The 16431-nt window shown below is 59.3% G+C and carries 12 protein-coding genes; 6 read left to right on the top strand and 6 right to left on the bottom strand.

Annotated elements, in window-relative coordinates:
* Positions 1 to 10: 10 nt before the first annotated feature.
* Positions 11 to 475: a ribonuclease P protein component gene (gene rnpA / locus E5S69_RS20825; protein ID WP_171516526.1), complete on the bottom strand. Its 465-nt coding sequence runs from the start codon at positions 473 to 475 to the stop codon at positions 11 to 13.
* Between the two features lie 172 nt (positions 476 to 647).
* Positions 648 to 782 (bottom strand): 50S ribosomal protein L34, encoded by a 135-nt coding sequence (gene rpmH, locus E5S69_RS20830; RefSeq protein WP_008650850.1) that lies wholly within the window; start codon positions 780 to 782, stop codon positions 648 to 650.
* A gap of 814 nt (positions 783 to 1596) precedes the next feature.
* Between rpmH and dnaA the strand changes: the two genes are divergently transcribed.
* The 3 genes from dnaA (at position 1597) to gyrB (ending at position 7601) form a co-directional block, all read left to right on the top strand.
* The gene (gene dnaA / locus E5S69_RS20835; protein WP_171516527.1) at positions 1597 to 3348 is read left to right on the top strand and encodes a chromosomal replication initiator protein DnaA; all 1752 of its coding nucleotides are present in this window, start codon (positions 1597 to 1599) and stop codon (positions 3346 to 3348) included.
* A gap of 358 nt (positions 3349 to 3706) precedes the next feature.
* Positions 3707 to 4822, top strand: a complete 1116-nt coding sequence (dnaN, locus tag E5S69_RS20840) for a DNA polymerase III subunit beta (protein ID WP_171516528.1) — start codon at positions 3707 to 3709, stop codon at positions 4820 to 4822.
* A 253-nt stretch (positions 4823 to 5075) separates the two neighbouring features.
* Positions 5076 to 7601, top strand: coding sequence for a DNA topoisomerase (ATP-hydrolyzing) subunit B (gyrB, locus tag E5S69_RS20845; RefSeq protein ID WP_171516529.1), 2526 nt, complete (start codon positions 5076 to 5078; stop codon positions 7599 to 7601).
* A gap of 523 nt (positions 7602 to 8124) precedes the next feature.
* On the opposite strand, the gene E5S69_RS20850 is transcribed toward gyrB, so the two are convergent.
* Positions 8125 to 9363, bottom strand: coding sequence for a Shedu immune nuclease family protein (locus E5S69_RS20850; RefSeq protein WP_171516530.1), 1239 nt, complete (start codon positions 9361 to 9363; stop codon positions 8125 to 8127).
* 283 nt (positions 9364 to 9646) lie between these two features.
* Positions 9647 to 10372 carry a DUF2971 domain-containing protein gene (locus E5S69_RS20855; RefSeq protein ID WP_171516531.1) on the bottom strand — a complete coding sequence of 242 codons (726 nt, stop codon included), beginning with the start codon at positions 10370 to 10372 and terminating at the stop codon, positions 9647 to 9649.
* A 167-nt stretch (positions 10373 to 10539) separates the two neighbouring features.
* Between E5S69_RS20855 and E5S69_RS20860 the strand changes: the two genes are divergently transcribed.
* Together E5S69_RS20860 and E5S69_RS20865 are read left to right on the top strand one after the other, a co-directional pair.
* The gene (locus E5S69_RS20860; protein WP_171516532.1) at positions 10540 to 11697 is read left to right on the top strand and encodes an HNH endonuclease; all 1158 of its coding nucleotides are present in this window, start codon (positions 10540 to 10542) and stop codon (positions 11695 to 11697) included.
* Between the two features lie 409 nt (positions 11698 to 12106).
* Positions 12107 to 13036, top strand: a complete 930-nt coding sequence (locus E5S69_RS20865; RefSeq protein WP_171516533.1) for a hypothetical protein — start codon at positions 12107 to 12109, stop codon at positions 13034 to 13036.
* Here E5S69_RS20865 and E5S69_RS20870 read toward each other — a convergent pair.
* Both E5S69_RS20870 and E5S69_RS20875 read right to left on the bottom strand, forming a co-directional pair.
* Positions 13018 to 14079, bottom strand: a complete 1062-nt coding sequence (locus tag E5S69_RS20870) for a DUF4238 domain-containing protein (protein WP_272871731.1) — start codon at positions 14077 to 14079, stop codon at positions 13018 to 13020. The genes E5S69_RS20865 and E5S69_RS20870 overlap by 19 nt on opposite strands.
* A 269-nt stretch (positions 14080 to 14348) precedes the next feature.
* Positions 14349 to 15443 carry an MrcB family domain-containing protein gene (locus E5S69_RS20875; protein WP_171516535.1) on the bottom strand — a complete coding sequence of 365 codons (1095 nt, stop codon included), beginning with the start codon at positions 15441 to 15443 and terminating at the stop codon, positions 14349 to 14351.
* A 554-nt stretch (positions 15444 to 15997) separates the two neighbouring features.
* Here E5S69_RS20875 and E5S69_RS20880 point away from each other — a divergent pair.
* On the top strand, positions 15998 to 16327 hold the full coding sequence (locus tag E5S69_RS20880) for a DUF1484 family protein (RefSeq protein WP_116381631.1): 330 nt from the start codon (positions 15998 to 16000) through the stop codon (positions 16325 to 16327).
* The last annotated feature ends 104 nt before the right edge of the window (positions 16328 to 16431 follow it).

Genomic DNA, 16431 nt, shown 5'->3' on the forward strand with positions numbered 1-16431 from the left:
GGCGGGGTGGTCAGGCTGGCTGGCCTGGTGGCTGGCTTTGCGAGGGGCTCGCCGGTGGCGCCGCGGTGGGCGGTGCCGGGGGCGAGGCAGGCGGCGCGGGTGGCGGCAATGGTTTCGCCGCTACGTCGAGCAGGCTGGCGATTTCCGCCGCGCATGCCCTTCGGACCGCCGCGCGCGTCGCAAATTCCGCGCGCGGAAACTTGGCTTGCAGCCGCAGCAGCACGTCGCGCCCCGCCAGGTGCTCACGGCGCTGGCGGAACAGCTCGCGCGCCATGCGCTTCACCAGGTTGCGCTCGGCCGCGCGCGGCGCGAACTTCTTGCCCACCACCACGCCAAGGCGGCCTTCCGGCCGGTCATTGGCGCGCACGTAGAGCACGAAATGGGGGCTGCGCCGCCGGGGCCGCAAAGCAAAAACGGATGAAAACTCATCCGTCTTTGTAAGCCTCGCGGCTTTGGGGAAGGCATGGGCTGACACGCTGGGGGACACTGGCAAGCGCTGGCAAATAAGACTGCTGGCGCAAAGCGGCGCCCTGCGGCAAGCTCCTGGCCGACCTGAAGCCGGGGCGGTGGGCGTTGACAGGCGCGCGGCACGGCTGCGGTATGCTGCAGCCGGCGCCAGGCGCGCCGTCAGGCCGGTCGCCCGGGCCTCAGATGGCCAGGCGCTTGCGGCCCTTGGCGCGGCGTGCGTTGATGACGGCACGGCCGCCGCGGGTCTTCATGCGCACGCGGAAACCGTGGGTACGCTTGCGGCGGGTAACGGAAGGTTGGTAGGTACGTTTCATGTTGCACTCTCTGGTTGATCTTGGCTTGCCCGCTTCCGGCCGGTGCCGGGGTGCCGTGGCCGCCGCGTATGGTTCGCATGGGGCTGCCGCTTGCGAGGAACTGCAGCGGCGAATCCGACGATTCTGGTTCTGTCTTGCTGCCGGCCGTGCTGACGCGTGTGCAGGTAGCTAACCTGTTAGCGCGGACGGCACGAACAGGCCAGACCGGCGATGCGCATACGTGATCCCCTGCCGCATCGCAGAACCCGCCATTTAAACGATTTTCCGCGGCCCTGTCAAGGCGGAACTCTGTGTGCAACGGCACAATTGCCACACCGCCGCGGAGGCCCTGGTGCGCCATTGTCCACAACAGCCAGTGGGTAACCGAAAGCGTCCGGCACGCCACCTCTGGCGCACTCATCCACAGGCGAAGTCCCTGTTTTGCCTGAGTTTTCGCCCGTTTCCGCACCCCGGAAAGCCGCGCCACAGCAGGGGTTGTGCACATCAATCCACTGCATTTGCACAAGTTGTCCACAGACTTATCCTTTGTGGATAACTCAGGGGCGGGGGTACAATCCGGGTCCAAACACAACACGGGCTGCGTGGCGCAGGCGCAACCCGGGCTCCCACCGCGGCAACGCATGACTTTACGCACGCCAGTGCGGCGAACCTGAAGGTTCGCTGGCGGCGGCATGGCATGTCGCGGAGGCCTGGACCAAGGGTATTGATTCCCAATTCGGTCGAGGCGGCCCGGATAACGCGGCGCATACGCCGCCCGTGGCGTACCTTCGCCGCTGAACCAGCGGCGCCGGGTGCGATTACCCAACAACAAACAATGCAAGATTTCTGGCAGGCGGCAGCCGCGCAACTCGAGCGCGAGCTGACGCCGCAACAGTTCAAAACGTGGATCAAGCCGCTGGCGCCCGTTGCGTTCGATGAAGAAACGCATGCGCTGCGGATTGCCGCGCCCAACCGTTTCAAGCTCGACTGGGTCAAGAGTCAGTTTTCGGGGCGCATCACCGCCCTCGCCTGCGAATACTGGGAGGCGCAGGTCAGCGTCCAGTTCGTGCTCGATCCCGCCGCGTCGGGGCGCGCCGCTGCCTACATGCAGCCGGCCCAGCCCGGCATGGGCGCGGGCGGCATGGACCGCATGGAGCATCACGCAGCACCGGGTACGGGCATGGGCGGTTATCCCGGCGCCCAGCCTAACCAATCGTCAGGTGGCCAGCCCCCGTTTGCCATGCCTGGCCAGCCGGGCCAGCCCGGCTATGGCGAATACCCTGCCGCCGCGTATGGCCTGGGCCAGCCGCAGTACGGCAACCCGGCCGGCATGCCGTCCGCCGCCCCGGTTCCGGCCGGCGCGCGCGGCATGGGCGGGCAGCATCCCGGCCAGCACCACCCGCAGCACAACGCCGACCTGGGCGAGGTCGACGTGGTCCACATGGACCCCGCCGAAGCCAGCGCCCGCTCCTACCGCGCGCCGCAGCAAGCCCAGCATCCGCATGCCGCGATGGGCCACGGCGCCACGCCGATGCCTGGCCACCAGCCCAGCGACACGGTGCATGAGCGCTCGCGCCTGAACCCGATCCTGACGTTCGACAACTTCGTCACCGGTAAAGCCAACCAGCTGGCGCGGGCCGCCGCGATCCAGGTCGCCAACAACCCGGGCAAGTCGTACAACCCGCTGTATCTCTATGGCGGCGTCGGCCTGGGCAAGACCCACCTGATCCACTCCATCGGCAACCACATGCTGATGGAGAACCCGCGCGCGCGCATCCGCTACATCCACGCCGAGCAATACGTGTCCGACGTGGTGAAGGCGTACCAGCGCAAGGCGTTCGACGAGTTCAAGCGCTACTACCACTCGCTGGACCTGCTGCTGATCGACGATATCCAGTTCTTCTCCGGCAAGAACCGCACGCAGGAAGAGTTCTTCTATGCCTTTGAGGCCCTGATTGCCAACCGGGCGCAGGTGATCATCACCAGCGATACCTACCCCAAGGAAATCACCGGCATCGACGACCGCCTGATCTCGCGCTTCGACTCCGGCCTGACCGTGGCGATCGAGCCGCCCGAGCTGGAAATGCGCGTGGCCATCCTGATGAAGAAGGCCGCCGCCGAGAACGTCAACGTTCCGGAAGAAGTCGCCTTCTTCGTCGCCAAGCACCTGCGCTCCAACGTGCGCGAGCTGGAAGGCGCGCTGCGCAAGATCCTGGCGTTCAGCAACTTCCATGGCAAGGACATCACCATCGAGGTGACGCGCGAAGCGCTGAAGGACCTGCTGACGGTGCAGAACCGCCAGATCTCTGTCGAGAACATCCAGAAGACCTGCGCGGATTTCTACAACATCAAGGTCGCTGACATGTATTCGAAAAAGCGGCCTGCCAATATTGCACGTCCGCGCCAGATTGCGATGTACCTGGCCAAGGAGCTGACGCAGAAGAGCCTGCCCGAGATCGGCGAGCTGTTCGGCGGCCGCGACCACACCACCGTGCTGCACGCCGTGCGCAAGATCGCCGACGAACGCAGCAAGGATGCGCAGCTCAACCATGAGCTGCACGTGCTGGAGCAGACGCTCAAGGGCTGATGGGCGCAGCCCTGGCTGGAAGTCGGTTTTGAAGGGTCGGCCCCCCGGGGCTGGCATACTGTAGGGTGCGCGCCACGGACAACCCGTAGCGCCTGGGGAATCAACGTCAGCATCGCCGGAGCAGCAGTCCGGAAAGTGGCCACCGATAAGGCTTTGCGGTGAGTCGGGCCGGGATGGCAGGCGCGTTCAGTGCCAGCGTGGCTTTTTGTGCACAGCTGGCCCGCCAGCCGGTCTCGCCCCGCTTCACCGCAGCGGCTTATCCTTGGTACAATGGCATATTAACTCCTTGATTCCTAAGTGAATTTGGAGTTGTTTGCGTTCTGCGGTCGCCGACTACAAACGACGAAGGATAAATTCAATGCAATTGGTCAAAACCTCGCGAGACAACCTGCTGCGTCCGCTGCAAATCGTGAGCGGCATCGTGGAGCGCCGCCACACCCTCCCGATCCTGGCCAACCTGCTGATTCGCAAGTCCGGGTCGAACGTTTCCTTCCTGTCGACCGACATCGAAATCCAGATCACCACGCATGCGGAATGCGGCGTCGGCAGCGACAGCGTCGCCACCACCGTGGCCGCGCGCAAGCTGCTGGACATCCTGCGCGCCATGCCTGACGGCGACGTGGCCCTGTCGCTCAACGACAAGCGCATGACGGTGCAATCCGGCAAGAGCCGCTTTGCCCTGCAGACGCTGGCCGCCGAAGAATTCCCCACCGTTGCCGAAGCCAGCGAATTCAACGCCAGCGTGACGCTGCCGCAGAAGACCTTCAAGCACCTGCTGGCGATGGTCCACTTCGCCATGGCGCAGCAGGACATCCGCTACTACCTGAACGGCATGCTGCTGGTGGTGGAAGGCAAGAAGGTCATGGCCGTGGCCACCGACGGCCACCGCCTGGCGTATTGCGGCGTGGAGCTGGAGCAGGAAGCCAGCGGCGTCGGCTCGCGCCAGGAAGTCATCATCCCGCGCAAGACCATCCTGGAACTGCAGCGCCTGCTGGAAGACAACGACGATCCGGTGACGGTGCAGCTGGCCGCCAACCAGGTCAAGTTCACGTTCGCCAATATCGAACTGATCTCCAAGCTGGTCGAAGGCAAGTTCCCCGACTTCCAGCGCGTGATTCCCAAGGGCTACAAGAACGCCTTCGCGATCGACCGCGTGCAGCTGCAGCAAGCGCTGCAACGCACCGCGATCCTGACGACGGACAAATTCAAGGGCGTGCGCTGCATCCTCGACACGCACATGCTCAAGATCAGCTCCACCAACGCCGACCAGGAAGAGGCGCAGGAAGAGCTGGAACTCGATTACTCGGGCGACGCGCTCGATATCGGCTTCAACGTGACCTACCTGCTCGACGTGCTTGCCAACCTCAAGACCGAGCAAGTGCAGGTCAGCCTCGGCGACTCGAATTCGAGCGCGCTGATCACCGTGCCGGACGACGACAACTTCAAGTACGTCGTCATGCCGATGCGCATCTGATGATCCGGTGACAGGACCTGTGCCACAACCAGCGCAGACAACAACCGGAGCAGCAAACGGCACGCTACGACACCCGGCCCCGGCCGGAACGTCCAGGGGATGATCATCCCGCCGCGGGGGCAGGATCGTTACGACGATCCGCCCCTTTTGCCGTTTTTAGTAACCCGCCATGCGGACCCATCGCGCCCCGCCGCCGGCATGCCAGCCATGCCCGCCCGGCCCCGATTCCGCATTCGCCGTAAGTAGGAAAGACATGACCGACCAGCAGAACCCGCAGCAGGAAAACACCTACGGAGCCTCCTCGATCCAGATCCTGGAAGGCCTGGAGGCGGTACGCAAGCGTCCGGGCATGTATATCGGCGACACCTCCGACGGCACCGGCCTGCACCACCTGGTCTTCGAGGTGCTGGACAACTCCATCGATGAAGCGCTGGCCGGCTACTGCACCGAGATCCAGGTCACCATCCACAGCGACAACTCGATCTCCATCGTCGACAACGGCCGCGGCATCCCGCCCCTGGTCAAGTTCGACGACAAGCACGAACCCAAGCGCAGCGCGGCGGAAATCGCCATGACCGAGCTGCACGCCGGCGGCAAGTTCAACCAGAACAGCTACAAGGTATCGGGCGGCCTGCACGGCGTGGGCGTGTCCTGCGTGAACGCACTGTCCAAGTGGCTGCGCCTGACCGTGCGCCGCGATGGCCAGGTCCACCTGATTGAATTCGCCAAGGGCGACGTGCAGAACCGCATCGTCGAGACCGTGAACGGCCCCGACGGCCAGCCCGTTGAAGTCTCGCCGATGAAGATCATCGGCGCCACCGACAAGCGCGGCACCGAAGTCCACTTCCTGGCCGACGAAGAGATCTTCACCAACGTCGAGTTCCACTACGAGATCCTGTCCAAGCGCATCCGCGAGCTCTCGTTCCTGAACAACGGCGTCCACATCAAGCTGGTCGACCAGCGCACCGGCAAGGAAGAAGACTTTGCCTTCTCCGGCGGCGTGAAGGGTTTTGTCGAGTACATCAACCGCTCCAAGAGCGTGCTGCACCCCAATATCTTCTACGCCAACACCGAAAAAGACGGTATCGCCGTGGAAGTGGCCATGCAGTGGAACGATGGCTACAACGAGCAGGTGCTCTGCTTCACCAACAACATCCCGCAGCGTGACGGCGGCACCCACCTGACCGGCCTGCGCGCCGCGATGACGCGCGTCATCAACAAGTACATCGAAGAAAACGAAGTCGCCAAGAAAGCCAAGGTGGAAACCACCGGCGACGACATGCGCGAAGGCCTGTCCTGCGTGCTCTCCGTAAAGGTGCCAGAGCCCAAGTTCAGCTCGCAGACCAAAGACAAGCTGGTCTCGTCCGAAGTGCGCCTGCCGGTGGAAGAACTCGTCGGCAAGGCCCTGAACGACTTCCTGCTGGAAACCCCCGGCGACGCCAAGATCATCTGCGGCAAGATCGTAGACGCCGCCCGCGCCCGCGAAGCCGCCCGCAAGGCCCGCGAAATGACCCGCCGCAAGGGCCTGATGGACGGCATGGGCCTGCCCGGCAAGCTGGCCGACTGCCAGGAAAAAGACCCCGCCCTGTCAGAGCTCTTCCTGGTGGAGGGCGACTCCGCAGGCGGCTCTGCCAAGCAGGGCCGCGACCGTAAGTTCCAGGCCATCCTGCCGCTGAAGGGCAAGATTCTGAATGTAGAGCGCGCCCGCTTTGACAAGATGCTGTCCAGCCAGGAAGTGCTGACGCTGATCACCGCGCTGGGCACCGGCATCGGCAAGGACGACTACAACCTGGACAAGCTGCGCTACCACCGCATCATCATCATGACCGACGCGGACGTGGACGGCTCACACATCCGCACGCTGCTGCTGACGTTCTTCTACCGGCAGATGCCTGACATTATCGAGCGCGGTTATGTGTATATCGCGCAGCCGCCGCTGTACAAGATCAAGCATGGCAAGGAAGAGCGGTATATCAAGGATGATGTCGAGCTCAATGCTTATCTGTTGAAGCTGGCGATGGAGAAGGCTGTGCTGGTGCGGCCGGATGGGTCGGAGATCAATGGGGATGCGCTGACTGAGCTGGCTCGTCAGTACCAGCTGACTGAAGGCGTGATTGGTCGTCTGTCGCGTGTTGTGGATACCGACGCGCTGCGTGCCATTGCGGATGGCGTGACGCTGGATCTGGATAGTGCTGCGGCGGCGGAGGCTTCGGCGGTGGCGCTGAAGGCTAAGTTGGCGGAGATGCATGCCAAGACTTTGATTGGGGCTGCCGTCAATGATGACGGCACCGCGGACGTGTACGCGCAGTTCGACGAAAAGACTGACAAGCATCGGTTGATGATCGCTCGGCGTCATCATGGCAACGTGCGGCTGTCGCATCTGGATGCGGACTTTGTCCACGGGGCGGATTATGCGGCGCTGTCCAATGCGGCCAAGACGTTCCAGGGGCTGACGCCTGAGGGGACCAAGGTGCAGCGCGGGGAAGGAGACAAGCTGAGGGATCAGACTGTCAATGACTTCCATGGGGCGATGCAGTGGTTGCTTTCGGAAGCGGAGCGTGGGGTTTCGAGGCAGCGGTATAAGGGGCTGGGGGAGATGAATCCTGAGCAGCTCTTCGAAACCACTCTGGACGTTACGCAGCGGCGGTTGTTGAAGGTGCAGATAGAGGATGCTATTGCTGCTGACCAGATCTTTACCACTCTTATGGGGGATGAGGTGGAGCCGCGTAGGAACTTTATTGAGAGTAATGCGTTGGTGGCGCGGAATATTGATGTTTAACCTTGTCGGATGACACAGAAAGTGAAAATTGTGCCAAGTTACTGAAAACTTTGTGACGCAGTAAATGAAAGGACCGCCTTCGGGCGGTTTTTTCGTAATTAGACGCTGGCGAGCGGTCTGCTGGAGAGTTCTGACGCGAGTAGCGACCGTCATCTTAGAAAAGGCGAGACGTTCTCGGGGCTGTTGCAGCGTTTTCCGGGGTAGAAAGGGCCGATACGGCTGGTCGAATGATGTAGCCCCAAAGCTGGCTAACGAAGCTCGCGCCGAAGCACTCCGAACGGCACCGCACTTCCTGAGCGACCGGCTCCGACCCCAAAGCGGTCACTAAATATGCTCCGAAGCGGACGTTCGCGGGGGCAACGTGGGGTGAGTGGCGATTCGGTTGGGTTTCGCGCTTGGCGTTGAGCCTGCGAACAGCGGACGACGGCGTCTGGGCAGAGATAGCCTCTACGTTCTGGATGTAGTCAGCAGCGAGACGCCCCCTCCGGCACCGGAAGCCTACGCCACCGGCTGGAGTAGCGTGTCAGTGTTCGAGCGCGTAGATGGTGTTTTGGAGCCGGTCCAGCAAGTCATCGTAAGTGATGATGTCCATCATGTTCGCGTACTTGCGCTTGATGATTTCGAAATCGAGTTGCTGGCTATCAGTCATCTTCTTGCCGCCAATCTGGCCGCGGCCAACGATAATGATAGCCTTCGGATTTGATATCCGGATATCCAATCCAGGAGGAAGCTCGGAGGCGTAGGCCTTCGTAAGAGCGCGCTCTCCGTCGACACCCCATTTCGACAAGTGGAAGAGATACTTCTCTGCCTGCATGACGCTACCGGTCAACTCGGCAGTCGGAATGCTGTTGCCTCGGTACAGTCCTTGGCGAAGAATTTTGTCTTCGAAGGGTTTTTTTAGCTCAATGACGTCGAGGTTCCCGCTCGCGTCCACTAGGCCGATATCGATATATCGCTTGGACGTTTTACCAGACTTGCTGTAGTAGTCGTTAATTGTGATGTTTTGAAGCACCCTGATGTACTTTGGAAACAGCAGCAGAAGGAATGAAACCATCCGCTGCTGCCATTCTTTCTCGGATAGGTTCTTACCGGTCAGCAGACTCTGTTGAATCTCGTTATGGATAACGCGGTACTTGAGAACCTCCTGCTCCTTCAACGCCTTGAGTTCCGGCGGTGTTTCAGCAGGAATGCTTTCGTTCAGCGCTGACCTCTTATCGAGGTACGACTCATAAATCCCCCGTGCATCCTTCATGCCGTCCACATACTGCGAGAGGATCGTGTGAGCGCGTGCAGCAGCGTAGCGATTAAGCTCGTATGTGGTCGGGAATTTCCTGAGCAACTCCTGATAGACGGGCAGTGGGATGTTCCCGGCGCGGCTGCCCCCGATAACAATAGGCTCGTCGTTATCGAGAAGATCGGAGAGTCGCTTCATAATTGAGACATTTCGTTCCGCGACAAAGACCGAACGTTTGAGCCGAAGCTCGCGGCTTACGAGGACATCTCGCTCGATAGAAAAGATACGGCCGGGGATCCGCAAGTACTCGTCTTCAAACTTGCCAAAGCGAAATGTATAGACGTACTCAGTAAAGTCCGTTTTGTTGGTTGGCGGATTCGTGAGATCCGCTTTTCGAAAGGAGAATACGCGAGATACCTCTGTAGACTTCCCACTCTTCATTTCCTCCCAGACCCACTGATGTTGAGTGCCAAACTCCGGCTGGTAGTCGAAATCGACGCCAGTCTTCGTGGTGCGGAAATCCAGCATGTTTCCCCTCAGTGCGAGATGATTTTGCGGCTAGTTGTGGGGTACCAATGATTCTGGTTCAAAGTACCCATAAGGCTCCGCGCAACAGGATTGTCAACAATCTAGTCACATCTGTCGAGCGTCCGCTCCTGGCCGACGGGCGACGGACGTGATCGAACGGTGACGCCCGTACCCGACCCGAAGTAGTCATCCCTCATGCCGAAAGTCAGAGCGTCAAAGCGAACCTAAATTGACTTCCGTGGCCGCGGCAGACGGTCGCGGTGGAAGGAAGGGTAAGCCTGCACTAGGTATACCTTGGGGTACCAAGCATGCTCGAAACTCTTATACGGTCTTCAAGGCGATGGGCCTTCGCAGCGACCCGAATGGCCGTAGCATCGGCCTCGGGAAGAAATGGGCCGAGGTAGATACGTTCGATGAGCTGCGGAACATCGAATTCAACCTTGACTCCGTGCTCGGGAACTTGAACACCAAACTCTTCTGCCATACGCACAGATACAGCCAACCGGAACTCCTGCTCCCATGCGAACGCCATGTGCTTGTACCAAAAGCGGTCCGTCATGCTTACGCGAAGACGCTCCTTTAACAGGTTGACGTATTTCACGTTTCCTGCCCAGAGATCTTCATGGCCGTACTCGGGCTTCAGACGAAACGGTTTGGCAGCTGCGCGAATTCTGTTGGGGCTCGTACGCACGGCAACCCCCTTTCCTGAATTCGCGTACAGCTTCCACATCGCGTCGCTTTCAAAGCTAGCGCGGTGCCAGCAGCTGATCTTTGTAAGACGACGCAGTTCCTCGAAGGCCCTTTCACCGTATTCAAGCTCGGCATAGCGGGGGTCAACAGGAAAGCCTGGCGAGAGCACGGCGACAGCTCCTTCGAACGGATCGTCGAATTGTCGCGCTGACGCGAAGTAAAGTTGGCTGGACTGCAGTAGTTCCAGGAACCTCTCGGTTCTGAAATACCGCCATAGTGGCTCTTCCATGTCGAGCTCTTGGTTGTCGATGACGCGCACGTCGTCTCCTGTGATGGCTAACGTTGGTTAAGGTGTGGACGGGAGGCTTGTCCCGTCTTGGTAGCAAATCTGTTGCACCGCAGGTGCATGCTGCAGTGCCAAGTCTACTTCGCGAGGGAGCGAGCAGATAGAATCCAGTGCATCTTCATGCATTGGAGGATAGTAAGATGGGCGGAGAACCCCGTCATGCGAATTGCGCGCTCTGTCTCGCTGTCTTGAACAACAAGAGCCAGTCCAAAGAACACATCATTCCGAACTCAATCGGCGGGCGACGAAAGGCCAGGGCGTTCATCTGCAAGACGTGCAACAACAAATTAGGTGAGACTTGGGATGCCGAGCTTGCAAAGCAATTGAACTGGTGCGCGCTTTCGGTTGGGGTCTGCAGGGAGCGGGGGGAAGTACCCAAGCAGATTGTCCAGACCATCGATGGCAGGCGGCTCTGGCTCAATAACGACGGTACGATGACGCCGGAGAAACCTTCATACAATGAGAGGCTTGTAGATGGCCAGACCGAGATCAGCTTTACCGCGCGAGATAGGCGCGAGGCCGCAAGAATGATCGAGGGCGTTAAGCGCAAGCATCCTGGCTTTAATGAGCAAAAAGCCCATAACCAACTTGAGGTACAGCATACCTACCTCGATTCGCCAATTCATATGACATTGGGATTCGGCGGACCGTCGGCGGGTAGATCGGTTGTCAAGACGGCTTGGGCGCATGCCTCTGACGTGGGACTGCCTAATTGGAGTTGCGAGGAGGCCAAAAAGTACCTGACGGATGAGGGCTATCCGCCTCCGTACGGGTTCGCATACAAAACCGACTTCGTGTCAAATCGACCAGCGGACAAGGTCTTTCATTGCGTCTCGTTGATGGGAGACCCTAAAACAGGGCTTCTGCTTTCCTACATTGAGTATTTCGGGCTGTTTCGAATGCTGGTACGCCTTAGCGCTGCCTATGCTGGCGCCAGTGTCCAGGAAACTTATGCCATTGACCCCGCAACCGGAATTGCGCTGAAGTTGGACATTGATTGGTCAGTTTCCGGTGAGGAAATTGGCGCGACTCTTGACGGTGATGGTTACACGAAGCAGGGATACTTAGCGGCTATGAATCACACCATGCCACTCCTGCTGCGAAGGAACGATGAGAGGCATATGAGCTGTGCTGTACGGGAGGCGTTCGACTATGCGGCGCAGTCCTTAGGGATTGATGAGGGCGACATCATCCCATCGGATGTGTGGCCCGCGTTTGTAGACGCGATGATGGAGAAACTCGACCCATTTATCCATCATCTCGTTGTCCGTTCTTTGCCGCAACAGTCTGTTAGCTAACTGACCATCAAATGACCGCTTTTGGCCGGTCTCTGCCCGTGATCGGGGCCCGGTAGCAAGCTGGTCGCATGGGCTCAGGCGTGCTGTGGCTCGCAGCCTGCAAACACTTTTCCTGTAAGGCTGGCGCGGGATTCGACAGAGAGTTGGTCGAGCAATTAGCTGAAGAGGTCTAACCAGGAAGAGCTTTCGGCTGATAGGCTGCGATCCTACTATGCCCACGACTTTGGAGCGGCGAGAAGCAGCCGTACCTCCAATCGATCCAAGTGTGCTACATCACCGATCTCCGGGCCGAGATGTACAGCGAATACAGGTACGCCGAGGAGATCGAGGCGTCGCGTGATAGATTCCCGAACCCTTATATATCTCGTTGTATGCTCCAATGACGAATGACCGCAAGGCGCAGGCCCGCATGAAACTCTACGTCGAACTCCGGTCTGCGTGCCTGGAGCAACTGTCCGGCAAGCAGGCCAGCTCCGTCGCGTCCCAGCTAAGAAGCCTTTTTCTCTCTGACGCCGTCTTCCGGATGTTGAATGAGGCGAGGCGTATTGAGGAGGGGAGGGCTGTCAGTGGCGTAGCGTGGCGCCTGACGGCCGCAGGTCATGCAGTGTTGCTCGCTACCGGAATCAGGCGGCTAGTCGATAAAGACAAGCGCGCGGGTTCACTGGCCGGAATCATTGCGCGTTTGCGCGGCGGCCAAGAGCTTCTAACGCGGCGGCACTATGTCGAGGTTGGCGGCGATCCGTATGACTACGAAGGGGAGAAGGAGAAGTACTTCCGCGATGTCATCGAGGCCAGCGTTGATGATACGGACGCGGTTCCCCGCGGCCACATCGATTGGGTTCACTCGCAATACAAGCATAAGCGATTCGACCAACTAAGCGACGGCGAAGGGCGTGATCCTGTGCAGTTAATCAGTCTGTCGGTGCTGGACAAGCTGTCTGCGGCGCTAACGTCCGATGCGATCCGCCGCGTGACGACGTACACGGATAAAGTGATTGCGCACGCTGAGCATCTCACCGATGCCATTGAGCTACCTACCTACAACGACATCGACGAGTCGCTGAGAACGCTCTGCCAAGTTAGCAACTTTATCTCGACCGCGATCTTCTACGACAGCGATCGCTCCCAAGTAGTCGCAACGCCGCAGTACCACGTAACGCAGCACTTGGATGCGCCGCTCGCCCTCAGCAAGACGTTGCCTGACCTGCAACAGTTCTGGGCAGACTACTCCCGAGAGCGCGATGGGTGGAGCAGTGCGGAGAGTGGATACGATCAACAGTTCCTAGTGGCGCAGCCAGACGCGGACGACGAGCCGAAGGCTCACGCAGGGTCGTTCTGATCGATTTTCACCGGTGGTGATCGGTGGGGCAGAACGCGTTGGACGAATGCAATGGCGCCGTCTTCAGTTGGGAACCGGCCGACGACATGCTTCGGAGCGCGCTTCGTTCTCGCGATCTGAAGCCGTTCCACCAAGCGTCGCAGGCCGTCGTCATCGCCGCTGATAACGTACCGATGCGCGTTGAGCGCGAGCACCTCGTTCATGTGGTCCACGCGCCGTGCGTCCGCAGTGCCGACGCCTTGCCGCCCTCTGTTGCCGCTTAGCAAGATCAGGCATGTCGCCGTGAGGGGGAAAAGGATCATGGCCTCGTCTGAGCCGAAGCCAACGCGGTCCTCACCGAAGCGGGATTCCAACACCACAGGCGAATCGGAGGTCATGAACCGCGACTGAGGGTCGGTCGGTCTGATAATCTGCAGATCTCTGTGTATCAGCGAGTCTACGACCGCCTTCCACAAGCGGAGGTTGTCCATTAGCGCAGATTGTGGGTCCACTTCGATATCGTACTGGCCGCCACGAACGAACTTCACGATCCCCTCTGCCTCCGCCAGCAGCTCTTCATGCGTCCGGCGCTCCCCCTTGTCACGATACATAGCGGCGAGAAGCTTCATGGTCCGTTCCACGGATTCCGTTGCGACTTGTGCCACGACATCGACGAAGCCGGCTTTCACTCGCTTGGCCTCGGCCATTGCGCCAGGTGTTCGTAACTCCGCGAAGGCGATGAAGCTGATCAAGAACTCGACATCGGTGTCCGTGTAGCCCTTTGCGGCTTCGAATCGAGGAATCGCATCTGCCAGCCCGGCTTCGACCTGGGAGAGCATCTCTTCAATCTCATACCGTCGACGTCCTTGGTCATCCTCGAAAGTGTAGATGTGCGTCTCTAGGCCAGTGTTCTCCACCGTCTGACGCCTGGTTTCGCCGGTATGACGATCAAACACGGCCACGCCTCCCTCCGTAGCGAAGCCCTTCTGATACATGCGTGGGAGGTAGTGCTGTCTCTTAGGCCCCTGCAATTTCGGTGTGCGGTCCAAATCTGTCTCCCGCATGCTGCGTGACACATCAAATCGAGATTACTTGCAACGTGGATTGCTCGATGGTTGCAGATGCGCATTTTAAGCTTTTCAGGCCGCTCGCCAGCGCCCCATGGCGTGCTGAGCAAGGCGGACATCGATGAATGGGTACCGAAGCTCTCGGGCCGCCTATTTGCTTATCTGTCAGTATGACAACGAGCCCGAACGGCGTGCCGACTGGCCAAGCCGTACGCATGGCGATCGAGCACTGCACCTAGAGCCCGTCGACAGAATCAGTTTCGCACTCAGGCTTCATTGTCGAGTAGATCCTTGCTATACATACGAAGCAACGCTTGCTCTTCGATGGAGATTTGTTTCTCTAGAAGGCGCCCCTTTCGTTGTGATAGTAGTTTCCGTAAAGGACTACGTTTTTCAGAAGCATGCCCGTGATGCAAGCGCTGATGACAGGTCGGACAAAGTGCAATGATATTCGCTGTAATGTCGAGAGAGAATTGAAAATCGCCCTGCCTACTTAAGGGTATAAGGTGATGTGCCTCGACGTACGGTACGTTCTTCGAGCTGGATTTGAATGTTTGGTGTTCGGGGAACAGCTCGCACCGGTATCCTGCACTCTTGACTGCCTCAGCTGCTACCAATGGATCCCGTGGATATTTCCAGGAGCCACCGTTTACCCGCTTCAGCGAGGCGGGTACACCTCCCGGAGGTTCGACAAATGGCGGACTATCTTTTCTTGTGGTTGCTGTTGCTTTTCCAAGCACTGCTTGCTGAAACTGGGTTTCATTGACCGGCACCAATGCCTGCAGACTCGGACCGACCTTATTCGCCAGCGTATCGTAGTGCTCCAGCAGTGATCTGAAGTCTGATTCTAAGCTGTCGGGCGTTGGCAGTGCGGAGAAGTCGTATCGAAAGCTCTCAATTGCACCCCGCTGGTAGCCTTTACCCAAAGCCCTGCTGGCCTTTAGGTCGATTGGTCCTTTGACCGTGCCAGCGGCTGGTACAAAGGCCTCTAAGGCTAGCTCGGCTGCCCCCCTAAGCTTGTGAAGTGCCACCTCCAGCCCATAGGTGTTCTTCAGAGTCGTAACCCCTTGATTGAGGCTCAGATAACACGACTTCATGTCCTCTGAAAAGAGAAGGACGATGTAGTACCCGTTTTGTGCCGATGTTGTGATTTCGAGGTTGAATACGCCAATCCAAGGAACGCCGGCGATATTCCCTTGACCATAGGAACCTTCGACCTGGAAAGCTCTACGCCGCTCCAATCTCTCCAATATATCAATGAAGAACTGAGGTAGCGTCTTGCTAATACTTATCTGATCCGGCGTATTAACGCTTCGAGCTTTACCGCGAAGAGCGGACTTAGTCGCCAGATAGTTCTCCATGACCACAGACAGGGATCGCATCAGCCTTCTTTTGACATCGTAGAAAGCTTAAGGATATAGCGAAATCCGATGGCAGAATCGGAAATTTCCACTGGCTTCCGAGGAATCATCATTTCCTTGCTGCAGATTCTCTTGTCAGAATCCGCGTCAAACTCAGCAAGGGTGTCAAAATTCCTTGTAACGACGGAAGGAACTCGGTAGTTCGAGGCGTCCTGGCAAGGATGTGAAGGACCGTACTTGGGCTTTACACCTGACGGGCGGAAGGCCGCTTTGAGAGTTCGCTGCATTGTTCCGTGCGGACCGCCGTTGGAAACTGGCAGTGTCACCACAGAAATGGTCGACCAGGTTTGACAGCCTGATCCACGTACCCCGGACGAGCAGCGAAGCGATATCCTCTCGTCTTTCGCCTACGTACGCCCTTAATGGGCGAGCCGCGGCGGGGGAGCCTTAGGGCTCGCCGGTGGTACGTGCCGGTCTGTCAACCCTGCCTCGTGCTCGCCCCCCCGATTGACAGCGGACGACGAGCCTCCACCATCTACGTACCGGAGGTCGCAATGACTAGCACCACCCCCGCTCCCCAAGAGCCCACCCTAGCCCAAAAACAAGCCCAACTAGCCGAAAACCTGGCCAAAGCCGACCGCGCCCAGTTCCGCCGCCGCGCCAAAGCCGCCCCACCGCAACCCAGCAAAGCCGTCACCCTCGAGGACCACATCCTCGAAGTCAGCGACGACCTTCTGCGCGTCAGCGCCGGTTTCCAATCCGTCCTGACCTTGCTGGATCTGCAGGCCGGCGATATCCCCGATAGCATCGGCCTCCACGCCCTGATTTCGCCGCTCAAGCGGCAGATCGACCGGTGCGCTGATCGCCTGCAGGCACTTGCCTGACGAAGGACAGGCCCACGCAACGCGGGCCTGAAAGCAAAACGGCGCGAGCCAACTGGCCTCGCGCCGTTCTGCTTCTGGCACTGTGAAGTGCCGCAAGCTGAAGC

The organism is Cupriavidus necator (genome assembly GCF_013141915.1).
GTDB classification, from domain to species: Bacteria; Pseudomonadota; Gammaproteobacteria; order Burkholderiales; family Burkholderiaceae; genus Cupriavidus; species Cupriavidus necator_B.

Coding starts and splice junctions, on each gene's coding strand:
- rpmH (WP_008650850.1), bottom strand. CDS start 782: ATGAAACGTACCTACCAACCTTCCGTTACCCGCCGCAAGCGTACCCAC.
- dnaA (WP_171516527.1), top strand. CDS start 1,597: ATGCAAGATTTCTGGCAGGCGGCAGCCGCGCAACTCGAGCGCGAGCTG.
- dnaN (WP_171516528.1), top strand. CDS start 3,707: ATGCAATTGGTCAAAACCTCGCGAGACAACCTGCTGCGTCCGCTGCAA.
- gyrB (WP_171516529.1), top strand. CDS start 5,076: ATGACCGACCAGCAGAACCCGCAGCAGGAAAACACCTACGGAGCCTCC.
- E5S69_RS20850 (WP_171516530.1), bottom strand. CDS start 9,363: ATGCTGGATTTCCGCACCACGAAGACTGGCGTCGATTTCGACTACCAG.
- E5S69_RS20860 (WP_171516532.1), top strand. CDS start 10,540: ATGGGCGGAGAACCCCGTCATGCGAATTGCGCGCTCTGTCTCGCTGTC.
- E5S69_RS20865 (WP_171516533.1), top strand. CDS start 12,107: ATGAAACTCTACGTCGAACTCCGGTCTGCGTGCCTGGAGCAACTGTCC.
- E5S69_RS20870 (WP_272871731.1), bottom strand. CDS start 14,079: ATGCGGGAGACAGATTTGGACCGCACACCGAAATTGCAGGGGCCTAAG.
- E5S69_RS20875 (WP_171516535.1), bottom strand. CDS start 15,443: ATGGAGAACTATCTGGCGACTAAGTCCGCTCTTCGCGGTAAAGCTCGA.
- E5S69_RS20880 (WP_116381631.1), top strand. CDS start 15,998: ATGACTAGCACCACCCCCGCTCCCCAAGAGCCCACCCTAGCCCAAAAA.